The organism is Gordonia sp. L191, assembly GCF_030077625.1.
Taxonomy (GTDB): Bacteria; Actinomycetota; Actinomycetes; order Mycobacteriales; family Mycobacteriaceae; genus Gordonia; species Gordonia polyisoprenivorans_A.
This window is the reverse complement of record NZ_CP125996.1, coordinates 4,476,187-4,493,225: the sequence shown is the minus strand read 5'-3', so window position 1 is coordinate 4,493,225 and position 17,039 is coordinate 4,476,187. Positions and strand designations below refer to the sequence as shown.

General features: G+C 68.9%; 13 protein-coding genes. 5 read left to right on the top strand and 8 right to left on the bottom strand.

Annotated features, from left to right (window positions below):
* The first annotated feature begins 7 nt into the window (after window positions 1–7).
* Window positions 8–1,381 carry a glycosyltransferase gene (locus QNM97_RS20410; protein ID WP_283823266.1) on the top strand — a complete coding sequence of 458 codons (1,374 nt, stop codon included), beginning with the start codon at window positions 8–10 and terminating at the stop codon, window positions 1,379–1,381.
* A gap of 17 nt (window positions 1,382–1,398) precedes the next feature.
* On the opposite strand, the gene QNM97_RS20405 is transcribed toward QNM97_RS20410, so the two are convergent.
* From QNM97_RS20405 to QNM97_RS20380, 6 genes are all read right to left on the bottom strand, one after another.
* Complete coding sequence (locus tag QNM97_RS20405; RefSeq protein ID WP_283820063.1) at window positions 1,399–2,718, bottom strand: hypothetical protein; 1,320 nt, start codon at window positions 2,716–2,718, stop codon at window positions 1,399–1,401.
* A gap of 1 nt (window position 2,719) precedes the next feature.
* Complete coding sequence (locus QNM97_RS20400) at window positions 2,720–3,568, bottom strand: ABC transporter permease (RefSeq protein WP_502874941.1); 849 nt, start codon at window positions 3,566–3,568, stop codon at window positions 2,720–2,722.
* Complete coding sequence (locus QNM97_RS20395) at window positions 3,565–4,548, bottom strand: ATP-binding cassette domain-containing protein (RefSeq protein WP_283823265.1); 984 nt, start codon at window positions 4,546–4,548, stop codon at window positions 3,565–3,567. The genes QNM97_RS20400 and QNM97_RS20395 overlap by 4 nt, the downstream gene beginning before the upstream one ends.
* A gap of 48 nt (window positions 4,549–4,596) precedes the next feature.
* Entirely contained in the window at window positions 4,597–7,581 is a 2,985-nt protein-coding gene (locus QNM97_RS20390) for an ATP-binding protein (RefSeq protein WP_283820061.1), read from the bottom strand.
* Window positions 7,582–7,596: 15 nt separating this feature from the next.
* Window positions 7,597–8,169, bottom strand: a complete 573-nt coding sequence (locus tag QNM97_RS20385; RefSeq protein ID WP_283820060.1) for a nitroreductase family protein — start codon at window positions 8,167–8,169, stop codon at window positions 7,597–7,599.
* Window positions 8,170–8,314: 145 nt separating this feature from the next.
* Window positions 8,315–9,076: a PaaX family transcriptional regulator C-terminal domain-containing protein gene (locus tag QNM97_RS20380; RefSeq protein WP_283820059.1), complete on the bottom strand. Its 762-nt coding sequence runs from the start codon at window positions 9,074–9,076 to the stop codon at window positions 8,315–8,317.
* Between the two features lie 94 nt (window positions 9,077–9,170).
* Between QNM97_RS20380 and QNM97_RS20375 the strand changes: the two genes are divergently transcribed.
* Entirely contained in the window at window positions 9,171–10,826 is a 1,656-nt protein-coding gene (locus QNM97_RS20375; protein WP_283820058.1) for an acyl-CoA dehydrogenase family protein, read from the top strand.
* On the opposite strand, the gene QNM97_RS20370 is transcribed toward QNM97_RS20375, so the two are convergent.
* Window positions 10,813–12,333 (bottom strand): MFS transporter, encoded by a 1,521-nt coding sequence (locus QNM97_RS20370; RefSeq protein WP_283820057.1) that lies wholly within the window; start codon window positions 12,331–12,333, stop codon window positions 10,813–10,815. The genes QNM97_RS20375 and QNM97_RS20370 overlap by 14 nt on opposite strands.
* A 126-nt stretch (window positions 12,334–12,459) precedes the next feature.
* Here QNM97_RS20370 and QNM97_RS20365 point away from each other — a divergent pair, with 126 nt between their 5' ends.
* Window positions 12,460–13,218: a TetR/AcrR family transcriptional regulator gene (locus QNM97_RS20365; RefSeq protein WP_283820056.1), complete on the top strand. Its 759-nt coding sequence runs from the start codon at window positions 12,460–12,462 to the stop codon at window positions 13,216–13,218.
* A gap of 11 nt (window positions 13,219–13,229) precedes the next feature.
* Here QNM97_RS20365 and QNM97_RS20360 read toward each other — a convergent pair whose 3' ends face one another.
* Window positions 13,230–14,522 carry a putative hexosyltransferase gene (locus tag QNM97_RS20360; protein WP_283820055.1) on the bottom strand — a complete coding sequence of 431 codons (1,293 nt, stop codon included), beginning with the start codon at window positions 14,520–14,522 and terminating at the stop codon, window positions 13,230–13,232.
* 141 nt (window positions 14,523–14,663) lie between these two features.
* Between QNM97_RS20360 and QNM97_RS20355 the strand changes: the two genes are divergently transcribed.
* A complete protein-coding gene (locus QNM97_RS20355) occupies window positions 14,664–15,929 on the top strand; it encodes an aspartate kinase (RefSeq protein ID WP_006369521.1) in 1,266 nt (421 codons plus the stop codon).
* Window positions 15,930–15,963: 34 nt separating this feature from the next.
* A complete protein-coding gene (locus QNM97_RS20350; protein WP_283820054.1) occupies window positions 15,964–16,992 on the top strand; it encodes an aspartate-semialdehyde dehydrogenase in 1,029 nt (342 codons plus the stop codon).
* The last annotated feature ends 47 nt before the right edge of the window (window positions 16,993–17,039 follow it).

Here is a 17,039-nt window from a genome sequence, read left to right as displayed (position 1 = left end):
CACAGCCATGCGTACCGGCACGCCCGGTGGGGCGCACCTGGTGTTCCTGCTCTACGGCAGCCGAGGCGACATCCAACCGGGCCTGTGTCTGGCCCTGGAGTCGGCGAGCCGCGGACACCGTGTCACGCTTGCGGTTCCGCCCAACCTCGTGCCGCTGGCAACCGCTGCCGGGGCCGGGGAGGTGGTGCCGATCGGTGCCGACACCGATCGGCAATGGTCCTCCGACGAGGCACTCGACGCCCAGCGAACGGCACATCCGTTGCGTGCGGCGAAATTCGCGCTCGACACCGCGCGTTCGGGTATCGCGGCATTCGACGACGCGATGATGGCGACCTTTCTGGACGACGATCCCACGATCACCGAGGTCGATGCCCTCATCGCCGCACCGCTGTGTCAGGCTCGTGGGCTGGCCGTGGCCGAGAAACTCGGTGTGCCGCTGACAGTGCTGCGATACGCGCCGATGTCGGAGAACACGGTGATCGGACCGATCCCCGGGGTCACCGACGGGTGGACACCGCACTGGACGCGGCGGGCGTGGCGAGCTCACGACGGTGTGGTGTGGTCGCTGATGCGACACGGCGAGAACCGCTTTCGGCGACGAGCGGGTCTGTATCCGGTTCGCACGTCGTGCGCGGAGCGACTGAACCTCGCACAGATCCCGCAGATCCAGGCCTACGATCCGGGCATCGTGCCCGGCCTGGCCGAGCAGTGGCGGCCGGGACCGTCGATCAAACCGGTTGTCGGCTTCCTCGACCTGCCCTCCCGTGCGCGTGCGGCGCTCGACGAAACATCAGGTGCCGATGTGCATCTGGTGCGGTGGCTCGATGCCGGGGAGCCGCCGCTGTTCGTGGGATTCGGGTCGATGCCGATGGCCGATCCCGCGGCGACGCGCGCGATGATCGCCGCGGCTGCCCGGCGCCACGGGATGCGATGCGTGTTCGCCTTCGGTGATCGGCCGGGGGCGCAGAGTATTTCCTCGGATTCCGGTGCGTCCTCCGCAGCCGGGGAATCTTTCGATACCTACGACGTGGCTGCAGTGGATCATTCATGGTTGCTGCCGCGGTGTGCTGCGGTGATACATCATGGAGGCGCCGGAACCACCGCCGCCGGTCTGCGTGCCGGCATCCCGGCGATCGTGTACTCGTTCACCGCCGAACAGCCGTTCTGGGCCGGCCGGATCGCCGACCTCGGGCTGGGCACCGGGCGGCGCTTCTCTCACCTCACCACCGAGACGGTGTTCGACGACCTGGCGGTCGCGCGCAGCGCCTCGGTTCGTGCCGCCGCCACCGAATTCGCGGCGAGGATGATCAGCCCGGATCACGCGGTTCGCACCGCCGCTGACATCGTCGACGCACGTGTGCCGCAGGGACTTTCCCGATAGCAGCGGTCTGAAGGCGGTCAGGCACCCCAGACTGTGACGGGCAACCGCCAGCGCCCGAGTTCCTCGGCGACGAGGCCCCTCAGCGTCGGCTCGTCGGGTACCCGAACGGGGTCGAGAGCGGTCAGGCACAGGGTGACCAGACCGGCGCTGCGTGACGACCATCCGCTGATGCCTCCGTCCATGCGGCGCAACACTTCCGGGGTGGCGCCCAGCGTCATCGACCGCATGGCGACCGGTCCGGGTCGGCCGAAGCCCAGGCCGGCGAAGTCGTTGCCCAGCGATCCGAGGTTCGATGCAAGGCACAACGGTGCCCGGGCATCGGCGGCCAGACGCGCAACGATGCTGTTGCCGAACGGTTGCGCGATCCGACCGAGGAGTTCGAGCGCTCCCGGCTCGTCGGACACCGCGGCGAACGCAGCCTTGCTCGCCGCGCGTAGCGGACGCAGATCGCGGTGTCGTGCGGCACTCAACCGATAGAGCGCGGTGGCACCGGTGGTGGCGTTGGCCCGTCGATCACCGGGCGTTCGGGTCGAGACCGGTAGCCCGACGGGGATCTCGTCGCCGTCGGCAACCCGGCCGGTGGCTTCGAGGACGCCGATCACCACCGCCGTGAACAGGGTGTTGGCGGTCCCGCCGACAGCGGCTGCGGCCGAGTCGAACTCGGTCTCGTCGACGGTGACCACCACCGATGGGCTCGGTGCGGGAACGCCCGGTTGTCCGGTCGCGGGCAGCGGCTCGACCGGCGGTGCCGGCGGGCGGGTGGGGGTCGTGGGCCGTGACATTACCAGCGCTCGGGCGGCATCGGCGGCACGCAGCAGGGTCCGGGCACCGTCCCGGACCGCGTCACCCACGCCGGCCCGGGCGTCGGCGGTGTCGAAGGTCCCGCCGACCACGGCCTCCTCGATACCGGTGATCACCGCACCGCCGTCGGCGACGACGTGCGAATTGACCCACGACACGACGGTTTCACCGGTGTCGTCGACGTGGACGGCGGTCAGTCGCCATGCCGGGCCCACCACGGCATCCACACCGACTTCGGCCTGCCGCGGGGCCCACCCCGGTATCTCGTGCGCCGCGATTGCCTCGCCGCAGACCGCGTGGGCGCCGGCAGAGGGCGTGTGAATCCATCTGTCCCGCTGCGGGAACGGCGTCCGATTCACCAGTCGGGCCAGGCGTCCGCCGCTCAGGGCGCCGCCGAGCTCCGCGAACTCACCGGGGTCGACGCGGCCCGGAAGACGCCAGATGGCCTGATTGACGACGGGGACACCGAGGGCGTGTTCCATACGGAGGAACAGGTCGTCGTCGACGGTGAGACGTTCGGGCTGGTCGGGGGACACCTCACGCCTGACGGAGGTAGGCGCGCACGGTGATCGGCGCGACGACGACGATGATCGCCACCGCACCGATGAGGGTCCAGCCCACGTGTGCGGTGACCTGACCGTCGTTGATCAGCGAGCGGAGCGACGACACCAGATGTGAGATCGGATTGACGTCGGCGAGCGTGCGCATCCAGTCGGGCATCGTCGTCACCGGGACGAAGATGTTGGAGGTGAACGTGAGTGGCATGAGCACCAGCATCGACACCCCCTGAACCGCAGAGGCTTTCGACATGAGCACTCCCATCAGCGCAAAGATCCAGCTGATCGCGAAGGCCGCGAAGAGGGTCAGGACGATGCCGGCGATCGTGCCGAGCACACTCGACGGCCGATACCCGAGGATCATGCCGACGCCGATGGACATGACCGCGGCGATGAGATACCGCACGACGTCGGCGATCAACGAGCCCGCGAGTGGCGCGATACGCGCGATGGGCAGGGAGATGAAGCGGTCGAAGACACCGCGGTCCATGTCCTCACGCAGTTGCACGCCGGTGACCACCGACGCGGTGATCGCGACCGAAACCAGCACGCCCGGAACCAGCTGCGGCAGATAGGCGTCGACGCTGCCGGCGATGGCGCCCCCGAAGATGTTGGCGAACATCACGGTGAACACGATCGGGATGACGATCACATCGAACAGCTGCTGCGGAGTGTGCTTGAGCCGCAACAGTCCTCGGCGCGCCATCGTGATGGTGTCGCGGACGGCCTTGCCGATACCGATGTGGTCGACGGGGGCGTCGAGGTGCAGTCCCGGGGTGGGGATTTCGGTTACGGTGCTCATGTGGCCACCTCCGGTGGCGGTGCTCATGCCGCCACCTCCGTGGACGGCCCGGCGGTCAGGGAGAAGAACACGTCGTCGAGGCTGGGCCGTCGCACCGAGACCTCCCCGACACCGATGCCTGCGCCGTCGAGCGCCACGACCGCACGGGCCGCGGCCGACGGATCACTGATCGCGGCGATCAGCTGCCCGTTCTCGGGTGTGGTGGTGACCGCGGTGTCCAGAGCGGTGCGCAGTACCTCGCGCGCCTCGGAGAGGTGTACCGGGTCGACGGTGATCTCCAACGAGCGGTCGCCGACCCGATCCTTGAGGGTGTCGGCGTCTCCCGAGGCGACGACCCGGCCCTTGTCGATGACGATCAACGAATCCGAGAGTTGGTCGGCCTCATCGAGATACTGCGTGGTGAGCAGGACGGTGCTGCCCTGCGCGACCAGATCGCGGACGCTGGACCACACCTGGGTGCGGGTGGTCGGGTCGAGGCCGGTGGTCGGTTCGTCGAGGAACAGCAGTGCCGGGGTACGGATCATCGATGCCGCGAGATCGACCCGGCGCCGCATGCCGCCGGAGAATCCGCTGACCGGACGACGCGCGGCGGCACTGAGCCCGAACCGGTCGATGAGATCGGTGGCACGAGCGCGTGCGGCCCGACTGCTGAACCCCAGCAGCCGCGCGAACAACTCGAGGTTCTCCGCGGCGGTGAGATCCTCGTCGACCGAGGCGTATTGGCCGGTCAGCGAGATGAGCGAACGCACCGCGGTGGCCTGGGCGGTCACATCCCGGCCGAAGACCGTCGCGCGTCCGGCGTCGGGGCGGATCAGCGTCGCGAGCATGCGCACGGTGGTCGTCTTGCCCGCGCCGTTGGGGCCCAGGACGCCCAGGATGGTTCCGCGAGGCACGGTGAACGACACGTCGTCGACGGCGACGACGCCACCGAAGGTCTTGCGCAGGTGTTCGGCGTGGATCGCGGTGTCCGGAAGCGTGTCGGCATGGTGAGTGCTGTCGGCGAGCATGGTGTCGAGCCTGCCCGACGCCGCTTTCATTTCGCTTTCACGTGCTCGTCAGCGCAAGAGTGTGACCAGTGCGGTGCGTCGTGAGCGGGGACCGTCGCCGAGATCGATGACCGCGAAATCGCGCCGATAGCGGGCGCCCCGAGCGGCGGCGGCGAGGACATCGGAGGGTCCGGTGCCGGTGACGAGTGTGACCGCGGCGGCCGCGGCGCCCAAGGCGGGCAGGTTGACGACCGGCGCTGCGACCAAGTGCGACAACGAAACCCGCAACGACTCGGCGGCCAGACGTGCGGCGACCACCTCGCCGGTGCGCTGCAGGATCACCGCGCGCACACCGTGCAGGTAGGCGCAGTGGGCATCGGCGGGTGGCCCGATGATCTCGATGGCGCGTTCGGCGGATCGGCGAGCGCCCGACGGATCGTCGGCGACCCGCAGATCGGCAAGTGCGGCGTGGGCGGTCGCGACGAACGCTCGCGAAGAATCACCGGAGTCGCGCAGACAGGTCTCGAGCAACTCGACGGCAACATCCGGCGCGGAGACCGACAACGCGATCGCCTGATGGACCCGGGTGCGGGAGCTCTCTTCCAGGAATCCCAGGGCCGCATAGCCGTCGGCGGCACGCGCGAACAGGGTTGCGGCACCGGCACGGTCGCCGAGGAGCAGGTGTCCGCGGCCGAGACGGTGGCGTGCCGCCGCGGTCAACCATGGATGACCGGAGCGTTCGGCGGCGACGACCGCCCGCAACGCCGACCGCCGGGACATCGACGTCGCGGCAGCGAACTCGGCGATGTCGGAGCGCGCCATCTCGGCCACGGCGGCGACCATCGGATTCGCCGAACGCGAGGCCCGCGCGAGCACGTACGCGAGCCGGCGTGGCGAGCCGCACACGGCCTCGACGATCGGGGCGAGATGCTCGGGGGGAGGGTGTCGCCGCGCCGTCCGGCGCAGCGCGGTACGGGCCCGCCCGGCTGCCCGATACCGGCCGAGTGCAATGAGATAGCCGGTGGCACTGAGGAGTCCGGGGATCTCGGCCGGGTCGTCGCCGCTCGCGACGGCTGCCTCGGCGAGGTCCCCGAGTTCCGGTTGTCCGCCGGTGCGCACCACCCGCCACAGCGTGATCGGCAGCAGCCGGGCGGGTGCCCCGGGGTCGTCGGGGTCGGGGTCGCCGACGACGGAGTCGAGGACGGCGAGCACCGCGTCGGTCGTCTCGTCGAGCCGAGCGAGGGTGGCGGTGACGTCGGTGCCCGTCAGTTTCTCCGCGACGTCGGTCATGAGTCGGCTTGCCCAGGCGACCTTCTCGCGAAGCAGCGCGGTTGCGCGCGCGGGATCGGCAGCGGTGCGGGCTCGAGCGAACTCCCGGACCGTCTCGGTGAGTCGGTACCGGGTCGCCCCGTCCGGATGATCGACGACGGCGGCGAGCGAATGATTGCAGACCTCGGCCAGTGATCGCTCGGTCACCTCGGCGAACATCAGCGCGTCGTCGAGGCGCACGTCACCGGGAAGCGAGGCGAGTGCCTCCAGCGCGTGCTGTGCGTTGTCGGGCAACAGTTCCCAACTCGTCGAGACGATCTCGGCCAGTGATCGCCGGCGTCCGCCGCCGGTCGGGGTGAGGAGTTCGAACCGTGAATCGACGCGATCGAGGAGGTCGCGGGGGGAGAGGTGCCGTAGCTGTGCGGCCGCGAGTTCGATGGCCAGGGGTGAACCGTCGAGCCGAGTACACAACTCACCGAGCACCGTGACATCGGTCTGTATTCCCGGTCGCAGTGCGCGAATCCGCCGTTCGAACAGTTCGGCCCCGTATTCGGGGGTCAACGGTGACACCGTGACGACCCGCTCGTCGACCAGGCCGAGCCCGATGCGGCTGGTGGATACGATGGTGAGATCCGAACGTCGAGAACGGATGTCGGTGATGAGATCGGCGACGAAGCCGACCAGGTGCTCGCAGCCGTCGAGCACGATCAGCGCGCCGCCGGCGGCCAGGTGTGCCAGGGCGGCACCGGCGATGGCGGCCGCGGACCCCGAACCGGGTGTCGGTGCAGGCGCGGTGCCCTGCTCGGGCAGGGCACCGCGCCCGAGTGCGGCCGCCACGGCCGCACGCACGTCGTCGGGGGACCGCGCGGCGGACAGATCCACGAAGACATTGATCGGGGTCTGGACGGCGATGTACTCGGTGACCAGTCGTGTCTTGCCGATCCCGCCGGGACCCAGCACCGTCACCACCGACGACTCACGTAGCGCCGCGGACAACTGCGTCATCATCTCGGGATCGGCGAGGTAGTCGTCGGAGGGAGGTGGGGGAGTTCGTGGCGGCGGCGCGTAGGTGAGCGCGGCGCTGTGGGCCGCAGCCAGTTCGGGTCCGGGGTCGGCGCCGAGCGCCTCGGCGAGCTCGGCGGCGATCCGGGCGTGGATCTGCAAGGCGGCGTTGGGGTCTCCGGCGGCAAGGGCGGCCCGCATGTGTACCGCGGCGAGATGCTCGTCGAGTGGTCGGCCCTCGCGTGCGGTCGCCAACTCGGTGGCCACGATCTGTGGTTCGGTCCGCAGCCGCCGGCGCCAGTCGGCCTCCTGTAGTGCGCGAAATACACGTTCGGCACGGGCGGTGAGCCGTTCGCGCAGATCGCCGTCGGGGAGGTCGGCGCCCGGCTGGCCGCGCCAGTTCTGCAGCCCGGCACCGCATCCGGTGTCGGATGGCCGCGTTGACCGTGAGAGACTCTCGGCGACAGCGAGATCCGACACCGGCCCGTCGACGACCAAGCGATATCCCGCCGCCGAGCCGGCGATCGCACCGGCGCCGAGAATTCTTCGGAGACGCGAAATCTGGGTCTGGACCGCCCCGTTCGGATTCTGGGGAGCCCGGTCCGGCCAGGCATCGGCGACGAGCGTGTCGACGGAGACGGGTCGCGGATGGGCAAGGACGAGTGACACCAGCAGGCTGCGCGCACGTCCCGAGGTGACCGGCGTCGGCTCGCCCGCGGCGGTGAACACACAGACCGGCCCCAGCACGCCGACCCTCGGGTGGGTCCGGGCCGCCTCGGTCACGATGTCAGGCCGGGATCACTGTGCGGTGGCGAACGGCTCGCCCCACCTGCGGGCGAACGCGATCTCGCTCAGCGGCAACCGTTCTCGGGGTTGGCTGTCGCGGTCGGCGACGTCCGGGTCGAGAAGCGTGCGGTCGTCGGCGAGGCGGCCGAGCGCGAGTATCACCATCGGCCGTTTGTCGGCCGGGACGTCGAATGCCGCACGTGCGTCGCTCGCGTCGAAGCCGGCCATGGGATGGGGGTTGATCCCCATGGATACCGCCTGAATGCTCATCTGGGCCACCGCGAGACCCAGGTCGACGGCGCCGTAGTCGTGTAGTTTGGCGTCGTCGGCGGCGTCGCTGGTGCACACCAGGATCAGCGCGCCGGCCGCAGGCGCCCACCCTTTGTTGCCGCGAGTGAGGGTGGAAGCCAGCCGCTCGAACGTGGCGTCGCCGCGGAGACCGACGACGAAGCGCACCGGCTGGATTCGACCCCACGTCGGCGCCCACCGCCCGGCCTCGAGGATGTCGGTGATCTCCGCAGCGCTGATCACGGCGTCGGGGTCGTATCCCCGCGCGCTCCAGCGGTCTTCGATGAGTTCGTGCACGCCGTCGAGACTACGTCGTCGGCTCGTGGCCGGCCGGGGAGCGCAGCGTGGCTGTCATGCGCGGCGCACGACCTGAGCACTGTGTCCGAGGCCATCTCGGGTGGGCACTGTGACAGACCCCGTCGGGCTCTGGTCCGCGACCCGGTCAGCGCGGCTCGGTATCGGCGACCTGGTCCTCGCGGAGGTTTTCGCGCATGGCCGCGAGCCATGCGCGGTATTCGGTGTACACCGTGGTCAGTGCCTCGGCGGGCCAGCCCGCCGGGAGTAGCTCGTCGGGCAGCAGTGGATCGGTCTGTAGGTGATGTACAGCGGCGACCATGATCCGGAACCGCCTGGGCTCGTCGGCCGCACCTCGGTTGGATACATCGTCGAGAGCGTCGAGGAACGCGTGGCCTCGGCGCGACCAGGCGTCGAGATCCCACAGTCGGTGGGCGAGTTCGGCGGAGCCCGACAGCGGGCGGGCCTCGAAGCAGGTCGACACCTCGAGGAGACGGGCCGAGAACGGTCGGTCCAGATTGGCGGGCCGGGTCCAGACGCCCTCGCGCAGTTGCGCAACCCGTTGGCGTGCCATCTCCGAGCGCAGGGCGACCCGGTCAGCGGCGTCGCGTCCGGTGGTGGTGACGACCGCCATCTCCCACAACCCGGTCCACGGCCGGCGTTCGGGTGGTTCGACGTCTCGTTGGCGCTGCACAAGGCGCTCGGACAAGGTGTGGCCGGCGTCGTCGCGGATGAGGTCACCGCCGGCCACCATGCGCGTCAGCGCTACCCGCGTCGTGGACTCCGCGATGCCGAAAAGCCGCATGGCGCCAACGATCTCGCGCACCGTCAGCGTCGGTGGGTGAGCACCGAGAAGCAGGCTCAGGATCGCCGAGCGCGCCGGGACGGGAGGGGCGAGCGGATCGGTCATCGCATCCGGACGTTACACCGCGCATCGGCGGCGCCGATGAAACGGCGCCATTACACCATTGCATCAGGTGATCTTCATATGTAATGCTCGGTGGATGGCCACCCACGAAGTGACGAATCAGGTTCCTCCGCTGCGCGATGCGAATCCCGCCCGGTCCCCGGTCGTCGCCGACGCCATGCGGTATCTCGGCCTGAGTGCCGACGACATCGGTGCAGTCGAAGCGCTCGGCGCACTGGCGGGCCGCGCGGAGACCCTCGCGCTCGGGGATCTGGCCGAACAGCATCCGCCCGTGTTGCAGGTGTTCGACCGCTACGGCCATCGGATCGACGAGGTCTCCTATGACCCCGCCTATCACCAACTCATGGACCACGCGATAGGTCATGGGCTGCACGCGGCGCCGTGGGCCGATCCGTCTCCGCACGCCCATCTGCGTCGAGCCGCGCAACTCAGCGCATGGGGGCAGGTCGATGCCGGGCACCTGTGTCCGGTCTCGATGACCTATGCCGTCGTCCCGGCGTTGCGGGCCGCACCCGAATTGTCCGCAACCTATGAATCACTGCTGAGTTCGCGCGTATACGACCCGGGCCTGCGGTCTCCGCTCGACAAGCGTGGACTCATCGCGGGGATGTCGATGACCGAGAAGCAGGGCGGCTCCGACGTTCGGGCGAACACCACGACCGCGGTGCGCCACCGAGACGGTACCTATCGGATCACCGGACACAAGTGGTTCACCTCCGCACCGATGTCGGATCTGTTCCTCGCGCTCGCGCAGGCCCCGGACGGGCTGACCTGTTTTCTCGTCCCGCGGGTACTGCCCGACGGCGCCCGCAATCCCTTTCTGCTGCAACGACTCAAGGACAAGCTCGGCAATCACTCCAATGCCAGCAGTGAGGTGGAATACGACGACACCGTGGGCTGGCGGGTCGGGGACGAGGGTGCCGGGGTCAAGGTCATCGTCGAGATGGTGAACCTCACCCGCCTCGATTGTGTGCTGGGGACCGCAACGGCAATGCGCTCGGGCGTCACCCAGGCGGCCCACCATGCCGCATACCGCCGCGCATTCGGCACGACACTCGCCGATGCGCCCCTGATGCGCAACGTGCTGAGCGACCTCGCCGTCGAGGCCGAGGCGGCGACGACGGTGGCGTTGTGGCTGGCCGATCTGACCGATGTCGCGACCCGTGGTGATGCGCGTGCCGGCCTGCTCCGGCGAATCGCGTTGGCGGTCAGCAAGTATCACGTGTGCAAGCGCGGGCCCGTCCATGCCGCGGAGTCGCTGGAATGTCTGGGTGGCAACGGATATGTGGAGGACTCGCGCATGCCCAGGTTGTTCCGGGAGTCGCCACTCCTGTCGATCTGGGAGGGCTCGGGCAACGTCGCCGCACTGGACGTGTTGCGGGCCATCGCCAGACAGCCCGAGACGCTCGGGGTGTTCCTCGACGAGGTGAAGCGGGCGGGCGGGGCCGACCGGCATCTGGACCGGGCCGTCGCCGATCTCGAATCGACATTCGGCGCCCTCGATCCCGCCGACACCGATGCCCTGCAGTACCGTGCCCGTCGCATCGTCGGCGACATGGCGATGGTGCTGCAGGGTTCGCTGCTGGTGCGTTTCGGTCACCCGGCCGTCGCCGACGCCTTCACCGCGAGTCGACTCGGGGGTGAGCGGGGAGACGTCTTCGGCACACTCGCCGCAGGCGTCGACACCCGGTCGATCATCGAGCGGGCCACACCGAAGATCAGCTCCCGCTGATCGCGTCCTTCGGGTTCCGCATCACCACAGCGAGCACCACCGCCAGCGCGGTGAGCGTGATCACCGCGGCAAGCGAGGCGGCGTGAACCCCGTCGACGAAGGCCGTGCGGGCCGCGTCGGCGAGTGCGGTGCCGTCGGCACCCATGCCGGTCGCCCGATGCAGGGTCTCGCCGAGGGTGTCGCCGAAATCGGCTCCCGAGCTGTGCTCGCGGAACACGAGCGTCGCCAGTGAGCCGAGCAGCGCCAGACCGAGTGCGGTGCCCAATTCGAAGCTGGTCTCGGAGATGCCGGAGGCCGCACCCGACCGTTCGGGTGGAACCGATCCGACGACGACGTCGGAGACCAGGCTGAACTGCACGCCGTAACCGATGCCGGCGATCGACGTCGACACCAGATAGATCCACAGCGGGCTGTCGGTGGACAGCCACAGCAACCCGAGGTTGCCCAGCGCGGCGAGCACCACCGACCCGACGAACGCGGTGCGGGTACCCACCCAGGCCGAGACCCGGCTGGCACCGATCGAGAAGACAGCGACGGCGATCGCCATCGGCAGCCCGGCCAGCGCGGCGGCCAGGACGTCATGACCCATCACCGACTGCAGGTACACACCCGTCAGATACGACATACCGCCCAGCGCCATCATGCCCACGAGCGCGCAGGCGACCGCGGCGCTGAAGGCGACGTTGCCGAACAGCTTGAGGTCGAGCAAGGGGGCTCGGGTACGACGTTGCTGCAGGAGGAACACCGCGAACATGATCACGCCGACGACGCCGATCACCGCGACGAGCGGGGTGACGCCGTCGGCGGCCATCGTCTTGATCGAGTACACGATCGGCAGGATCGCCAGCAGCGACAACGCCACGCCGAGGAAGTCGAAGGGATCGGTCGACGGTGCACGGTATTCGGGGACCAGGCGCGGGGCGAGCACGAACAGCACGGCCAGCACCGGGACGTTGATGAGGAAGACGACGCCCCACCAGAAGTGGTGCAGCAGAATGCCTCCCACCACCGGACCGATGGCCGAACCGCCCGCGAAGGCGGCCGTCCAGACGCCGATCGCGCGGGCACGATCCCGGGCATTCGGAAACATGTTGGCGATCAGCGACAGACTCGACGGCATCAGGGTCGCACCACCGATACCCATCAGTGCGCGGGCGGCGATGAGTATCGCGGCACTCGGGGCGAAGGCGGCGACGACCGAGGCGACACCGAACATCGCGGCACCGGCGAGCAGAATCCGTCGCCGGCCGAGCCGGTCGCCGACATTGCCCATCGTGATCAACAGACCGGCGATGAGGAACCCGTAGATGTCGAGAATCCAGAGTTGCTGGGCGGCGCTGGGGTCGAGCGCATCGGTGATCGACGGGATCGCCAGATAGAGCACCGAGAAGTCCATCGACACCAGCAGGACGGGCAGCGTCAGCACGGCCAGTCCGAGCCATGTACGGCGATCGGCGACCGAGGTGTCCCGGTGGCGCTGATCGGTCGTGCGGCATTCGGTGGTCATGAGGAGGGCTCCGTATCTGGGGGTATCTGGTGTCTGGATTCTGCATCCGGGGACGAGGTGGATGTGGCGTACGCGTCGTCGCGGATCGGCGCCCGCGTACGACGTACGCTCATTGACGGTACGGATATGGGTACGCTGTACGCAAGTGGAAAATTCCCAGTGCGGGGTGAGAGGAGCGTGGTGGTGGCCCAGCCGGTCCAGAAGCTGACGTCGTCGGCGATCGTCGAGGCAGCCATCGTCGTCGCCGACCGCGACGGGCTCGACGCGCTGTCGATGCGCCGGATCGCCGACGAACTCGGCGTCGGCGCGATGTCGCTGTACCGGCACATCGCCGACAAGGACGCGTTGCTCCACGCCATGGCCGAGGAGATCGGCACCCGGTTTCCGTATCCGGTGCAGGATTGCTCACCCACGTGGCGTGAGCGCATCGAGATCGCCGTCGACGTCGACTGGGCTCTCTACCAACGCCATCCATGGGTGGTGCTCGCGTATGCGACGCCGCGCTATGCCTTCGGGACCGAGTCACTGGCCGGACTCGATTGGCTCATCGCCGGATTCGTCGACGTCGGCGTCGGGCACGTGCGGGCGGCGGAGATGGCCCTGGCGTTCTGGTCGTTCGTGAACGGCGTCGCGCTGGCCGCCGTCGGCGAACAACTCCTCAGTGAGCAACTCCGGCGCCCGGGGGCCGAGGCGTCGCCGTCACCGGCCGGCGGTCTGGCCGACCTGATCGCCGGGCGGCTCGCCGTCGACTCGACGAGCCTGCCGCAGCTGGCCGCCCTCGCCGGCAACCCGGACGCGACCCGACTCTCGGACCCACGAGCGGTGCTCGACGCCGGGCTTCGCGTGCTGTGTGGGGGATTTGCCGCAGAAGTGTCGGGTGGCTGAGAGTCCCGGACCTACATGGCGTGCGGGTACACCGTCAGCATGTGCGCCCCGAACCACGAACTGGCCAGGACGATCGGCACCATCACGGCCACCCCGATCGCCGGGCGGGCCCGGGCGAGGACGATGGCCAGCGGCAGGAGCAGCACGAACGCCGGCAACAGCAACCGGGGCCGGCTCATCATGAGACCACTCGACGCCACGATCGACGCCGTCACCAGGACACCGTAGGTCAGGACCGGCCACGGCAACCGGGCCCAGAGCGCCACCACCACCATCACCAGCGTCGCGACGATGATCCACGACGTCGCGACCGGTGCCACCTCGCCGGAGTTCACCAGTTGATCGTTGACGAAGGTGAATGCCGCGACGCCCCAATCGAAACGGGTGTCCCAGCCCTGGGTCTGGATCGTGAACCATCCTGTCGGTGAGCCGGTCTGGGCCCACACCACGGCCAGAAAGCCGAGGTAGCCGAGCGGGCTGAGGACCACCGCGAACCAGGCGCGGGCGGCCACCCACCCCGACCACGGTGACTCAGACCGGCCGAACAGGTCGATCAGCGCGGCCAGCATCACCACCCCGATGACGACCACCGCGGTCGGACGGACCGTCCCGACCAGGCACGCGCAGATCCCGGCGAGCACCCACCGCCGTTGCAGCACCCCCACCAGCGCCCAGATGCTCAGCGCACAGAACAGGGTCTCGGTGTAGGCCATGTTGAGGACCACCGACATCGGGGTCGCGGCGAAGATCGCGACGAGATACAGCCCGACGCGCCGGGCATACGGGTCACCCGCGTCGATGTGGTCGAGAGTGGCGAGCATCGGTGTCCGCCCGGCCATCCGCTCCACGCACAGCACACCCAACCGCGCCGTCCCCACCGCGGCCACGCATCCGAGCACCAGATTCAGTAGTACGGCCGCACCGAACGGACTGACGAAGGGAAGGTGGGCGAGTGCTCCCACGGCGTACGGATAGCCGGGAAAGAAGGCGAAGGCGGTGTCGGCGGTGTGATAGCCGCGGGCGTCGGTGAGCTCGACGGGCACACCGTCGTATCCGTGCTCGGCGATCGCGAGCATCCATTTGCTGTCCCACGCCGACAACGACTCCCGCAGCGACGAGCCGCGCAGCGCGTCGAACCGGGCCAGCACGAGAATCCCGACGGCGCGAATCAGCAGGTAGATGCCGATCGGCGCGAGCCACGACCGCCACTCGGGGGTGGGCAGTGCGGTCGCTGCCGACGCGTGCGTCGGTTCGCCGGGGTCGGGTGTGCGCGCGTCGCGGCCGACGGCACTCGTGGTGGACACGCAGAGATGGTAGGTCAGCGACCTGTGGAAAGTGCGACCTGCGGGAGGGCGCCGAGCGGCGGCTGCGAGGTGCACGAGCGTCGCCGGTAAGGTTGTCCCGGCAAACAACGCATCGACACACCTTGCAGGAGGGCAGCCGACGTGGCACTCGTAGTGCAGAAATATGGCGGATCCTCGGTCGCCTCGGCCGAGCGGATTCGTCGTGTCGCCGAGCGCATCGTCGAAACCAAGAAGCAGGGCAACGACGTCGTCGTGGTCGTCTCGGCGATGGGTGACACCACCGATGAGCTGCTCGATCTGGCCCAGCAGGTGAATCCGGCGCCTCCGGCCCGCGAGATGGACATGCTGTTGACCTCCGGTGAGCGCATCTCCAACGCGCTGGTGGCGATGGCGATCAGTTCGCTCGGCGCGCAGGCGCAGTCGTTCACCGGCTCGCAGGCCGGGGTGATCACCACCAGCAGCCACGGATCGGCCAAGATCATCGACGTCACGCCCGGGCGCGTCCGCGCGGCGCTCGACGAGGGCAAGATCGTGCTGGTCGCCGGCTTCCAGGGCGTCTCGCAGGACACCAAGGACATCACCACGCTGGGCCGCGGCGGCTCGGACACCACCGCCGTCGCGCTCGCCGCGGCGTTGGAGGCCGACGTCTGTGAGATCTACACCGACGTCGACGGCGTCTACACCGCCGATCCGCGCATCGTGCCCGACGCCCGCCGGCTCGAGACCGTCTCCTTCGAGGAGATGCTGGAGATGGCCGCGTGCGGCGCCAAGGTCCTGATGCTGCGGTGCGTGGAATACGCCCGCCGATACAACGTTCCCGTTCACGTGCGCTCGTCGTACTCGACCAAACCCGGCACGATGGTGGCCGGATCGATGGAGGACATCCCCGTGGAAGAAGCGATTCTCACCGGCGTCGCGCACGATCGCAGCGAGGCCAAGATCACCGTCGTCGGCCTCGAGGACCGGCCGGGCTACGCCGCCAAGGTGTTCCGCGCGGTCGCCGACGCCGAGATCAACATCGACATGGTGTTGCAGAACATCTCCAAGGTCGACACCGGCAAGACCGACATCACCTTCACCCTGCCGCGTGAGCTCGGGCCGCTCGGCGTGGAGAAGCTGACCAAGCTGCAGCAGGAGATCGGGTTCACCGAGGTCCTCTACGACGATCACATCGGCAAGGTGTCGCTGGTCGGCGCGGGCATGAAGAGCCATCCCGGCGTCACCGCCACCTTCTGTGAGGCGTTGAGCGAGGCCGGCATCAACATCGAACTCATCTCCACCTCCGAGATCCGGATCTCGGTGCTGTGCCGCGACACCGAACTCGACGACGCGGTGCGCGCGCTGCACGCGGCGTTCGATCTCGGTGGCGACGAGGAAGCCGTCGTCTACGCAGGAACAGGGCGGTAAGGGACATGGGCGAGCGAAGCGACGGGAGATTGTGATGGGACTTTCCATCGGAGTCGTCGGAGCGACCGGGCAGGTCGGCGGCGTGATGCGAACCCTGTTGGCGGAGCGCAAGTTCCCCGCCGATTCGGTGCGGTTCTTCGCGTCGTCGCGCTCGGCAGGCAAGAAGCTGCCGTGGGGTGACGGCGAGATCGTCGTCGAGGACGCCGCGACCGCGGATCCGTCGGGACTCGACATCGCACTATTCTCCGCGGGGGCGACGATGTCGCGCGAGCAGGCACCGCGCTTTGCCGCCGTCGGGGTGACCGTCATCGACAACAGCTCCGCCTGGCGCAAGGATCCCGATGTGCCGCTGGTGGTTTCGGAGGTCAACGGCGAACTCGCCAAGAACCCGCCGAAGGGCATCATCGCCAACCCCAACTGCACCACCATGGCCGCGATGCCGGTGCTCAAGCCGCTGCACGATGCGGCGGGCCTGCAACGGTTGATCGTCTCGTCGTATCAGGCGGTGTCGGGTAGCGGGCTGGCCGGCGTCGAGGAACTGGCGTCGCAGTCGCGCGCGGTGATCGATGACGTCGAAAAACTGGTCTACGACGGGTCGTCCGTCGACTTCCCGGCACCCGACAAGTACGTCGCGCCGATCGCCTTCGACGTGATCGCACTGGCCGGGGCGTTGGTGGACGACGGGTCGGGGGAGACCGACGAGGATCAGAAGCTGCGCAACGAATCCCGCAAGATCCTCGGACTGCCCGAGTTGCTGGTGAGTGGTACGTGCGTGCGAGTGCCGGTGTTCACCGGGCACTCGCTCTCGATCAATGCCGAGTTCGCCGAGCCGCTCTCGCCGCAGCGTGCGAGGGAGATCCTCGCCGGCGCAGCGGGGGTCGAGGTCGTCGATGTTCCAACGCCGCTGGCCGCCGCGGGCCGCGACAACTCGCTGGTCGGTCGCATCCGTGCGGATCCGGGTGCCCCGGACGGGCGGGGGCTGGCATTGTTCGTCTCCGGCGACAACCTCCGTAAGGGCGCGGCGCTCAACACGATTCAGATCGCCGAACTGCTCGTCCCGTAGCGGGCGCACGATCATCCCCTCACCCCTTCGACCGTAAGGCGTTGCGC

Excerpts from the sequence above, each read along its gene's own strand:
- QNM97_RS20410 (WP_283823266.1), top strand. The coding sequence starts at position 8 with ATGCGTACCGGCACGCCCGGTGGGGCGCACCTGGTGTTCCTGCTCTAC.
- QNM97_RS20400 (WP_502874941.1), bottom strand. The coding sequence starts at position 3,568 with ATGAGCACCGCCACCGGAGGTGGCCACATGAGCACCGTAACCGAAATC.
- QNM97_RS20395 (WP_283823265.1), bottom strand. The coding sequence starts at position 4,548 with ATGCTCGCCGACAGCACTCACCATGCCGACACGCTTCCGGACACCGCG.
- QNM97_RS20380 (WP_283820059.1), bottom strand. The coding sequence starts at position 9,076 with ATGACCGATCCGCTCGCCCCTCCCGTCCCGGCGCGCTCGGCGATCCTG.
- QNM97_RS20375 (WP_283820058.1), top strand. The coding sequence starts at position 9,171 with ATGGCCACCCACGAAGTGACGAATCAGGTTCCTCCGCTGCGCGATGCG.
- QNM97_RS20370 (WP_283820057.1), bottom strand. The coding sequence starts at position 12,333 with ATGACCACCGAATGCCGCACGACCGATCAGCGCCACCGGGACACCTCG.
- QNM97_RS20365 (WP_283820056.1), top strand. The coding sequence starts at position 12,460 with ATGGGTACGCTGTACGCAAGTGGAAAATTCCCAGTGCGGGGTGAGAGG.
- QNM97_RS20350 (WP_283820054.1), top strand. The coding sequence starts at position 15,964 with ATGGGACTTTCCATCGGAGTCGTCGGAGCGACCGGGCAGGTCGGCGGC.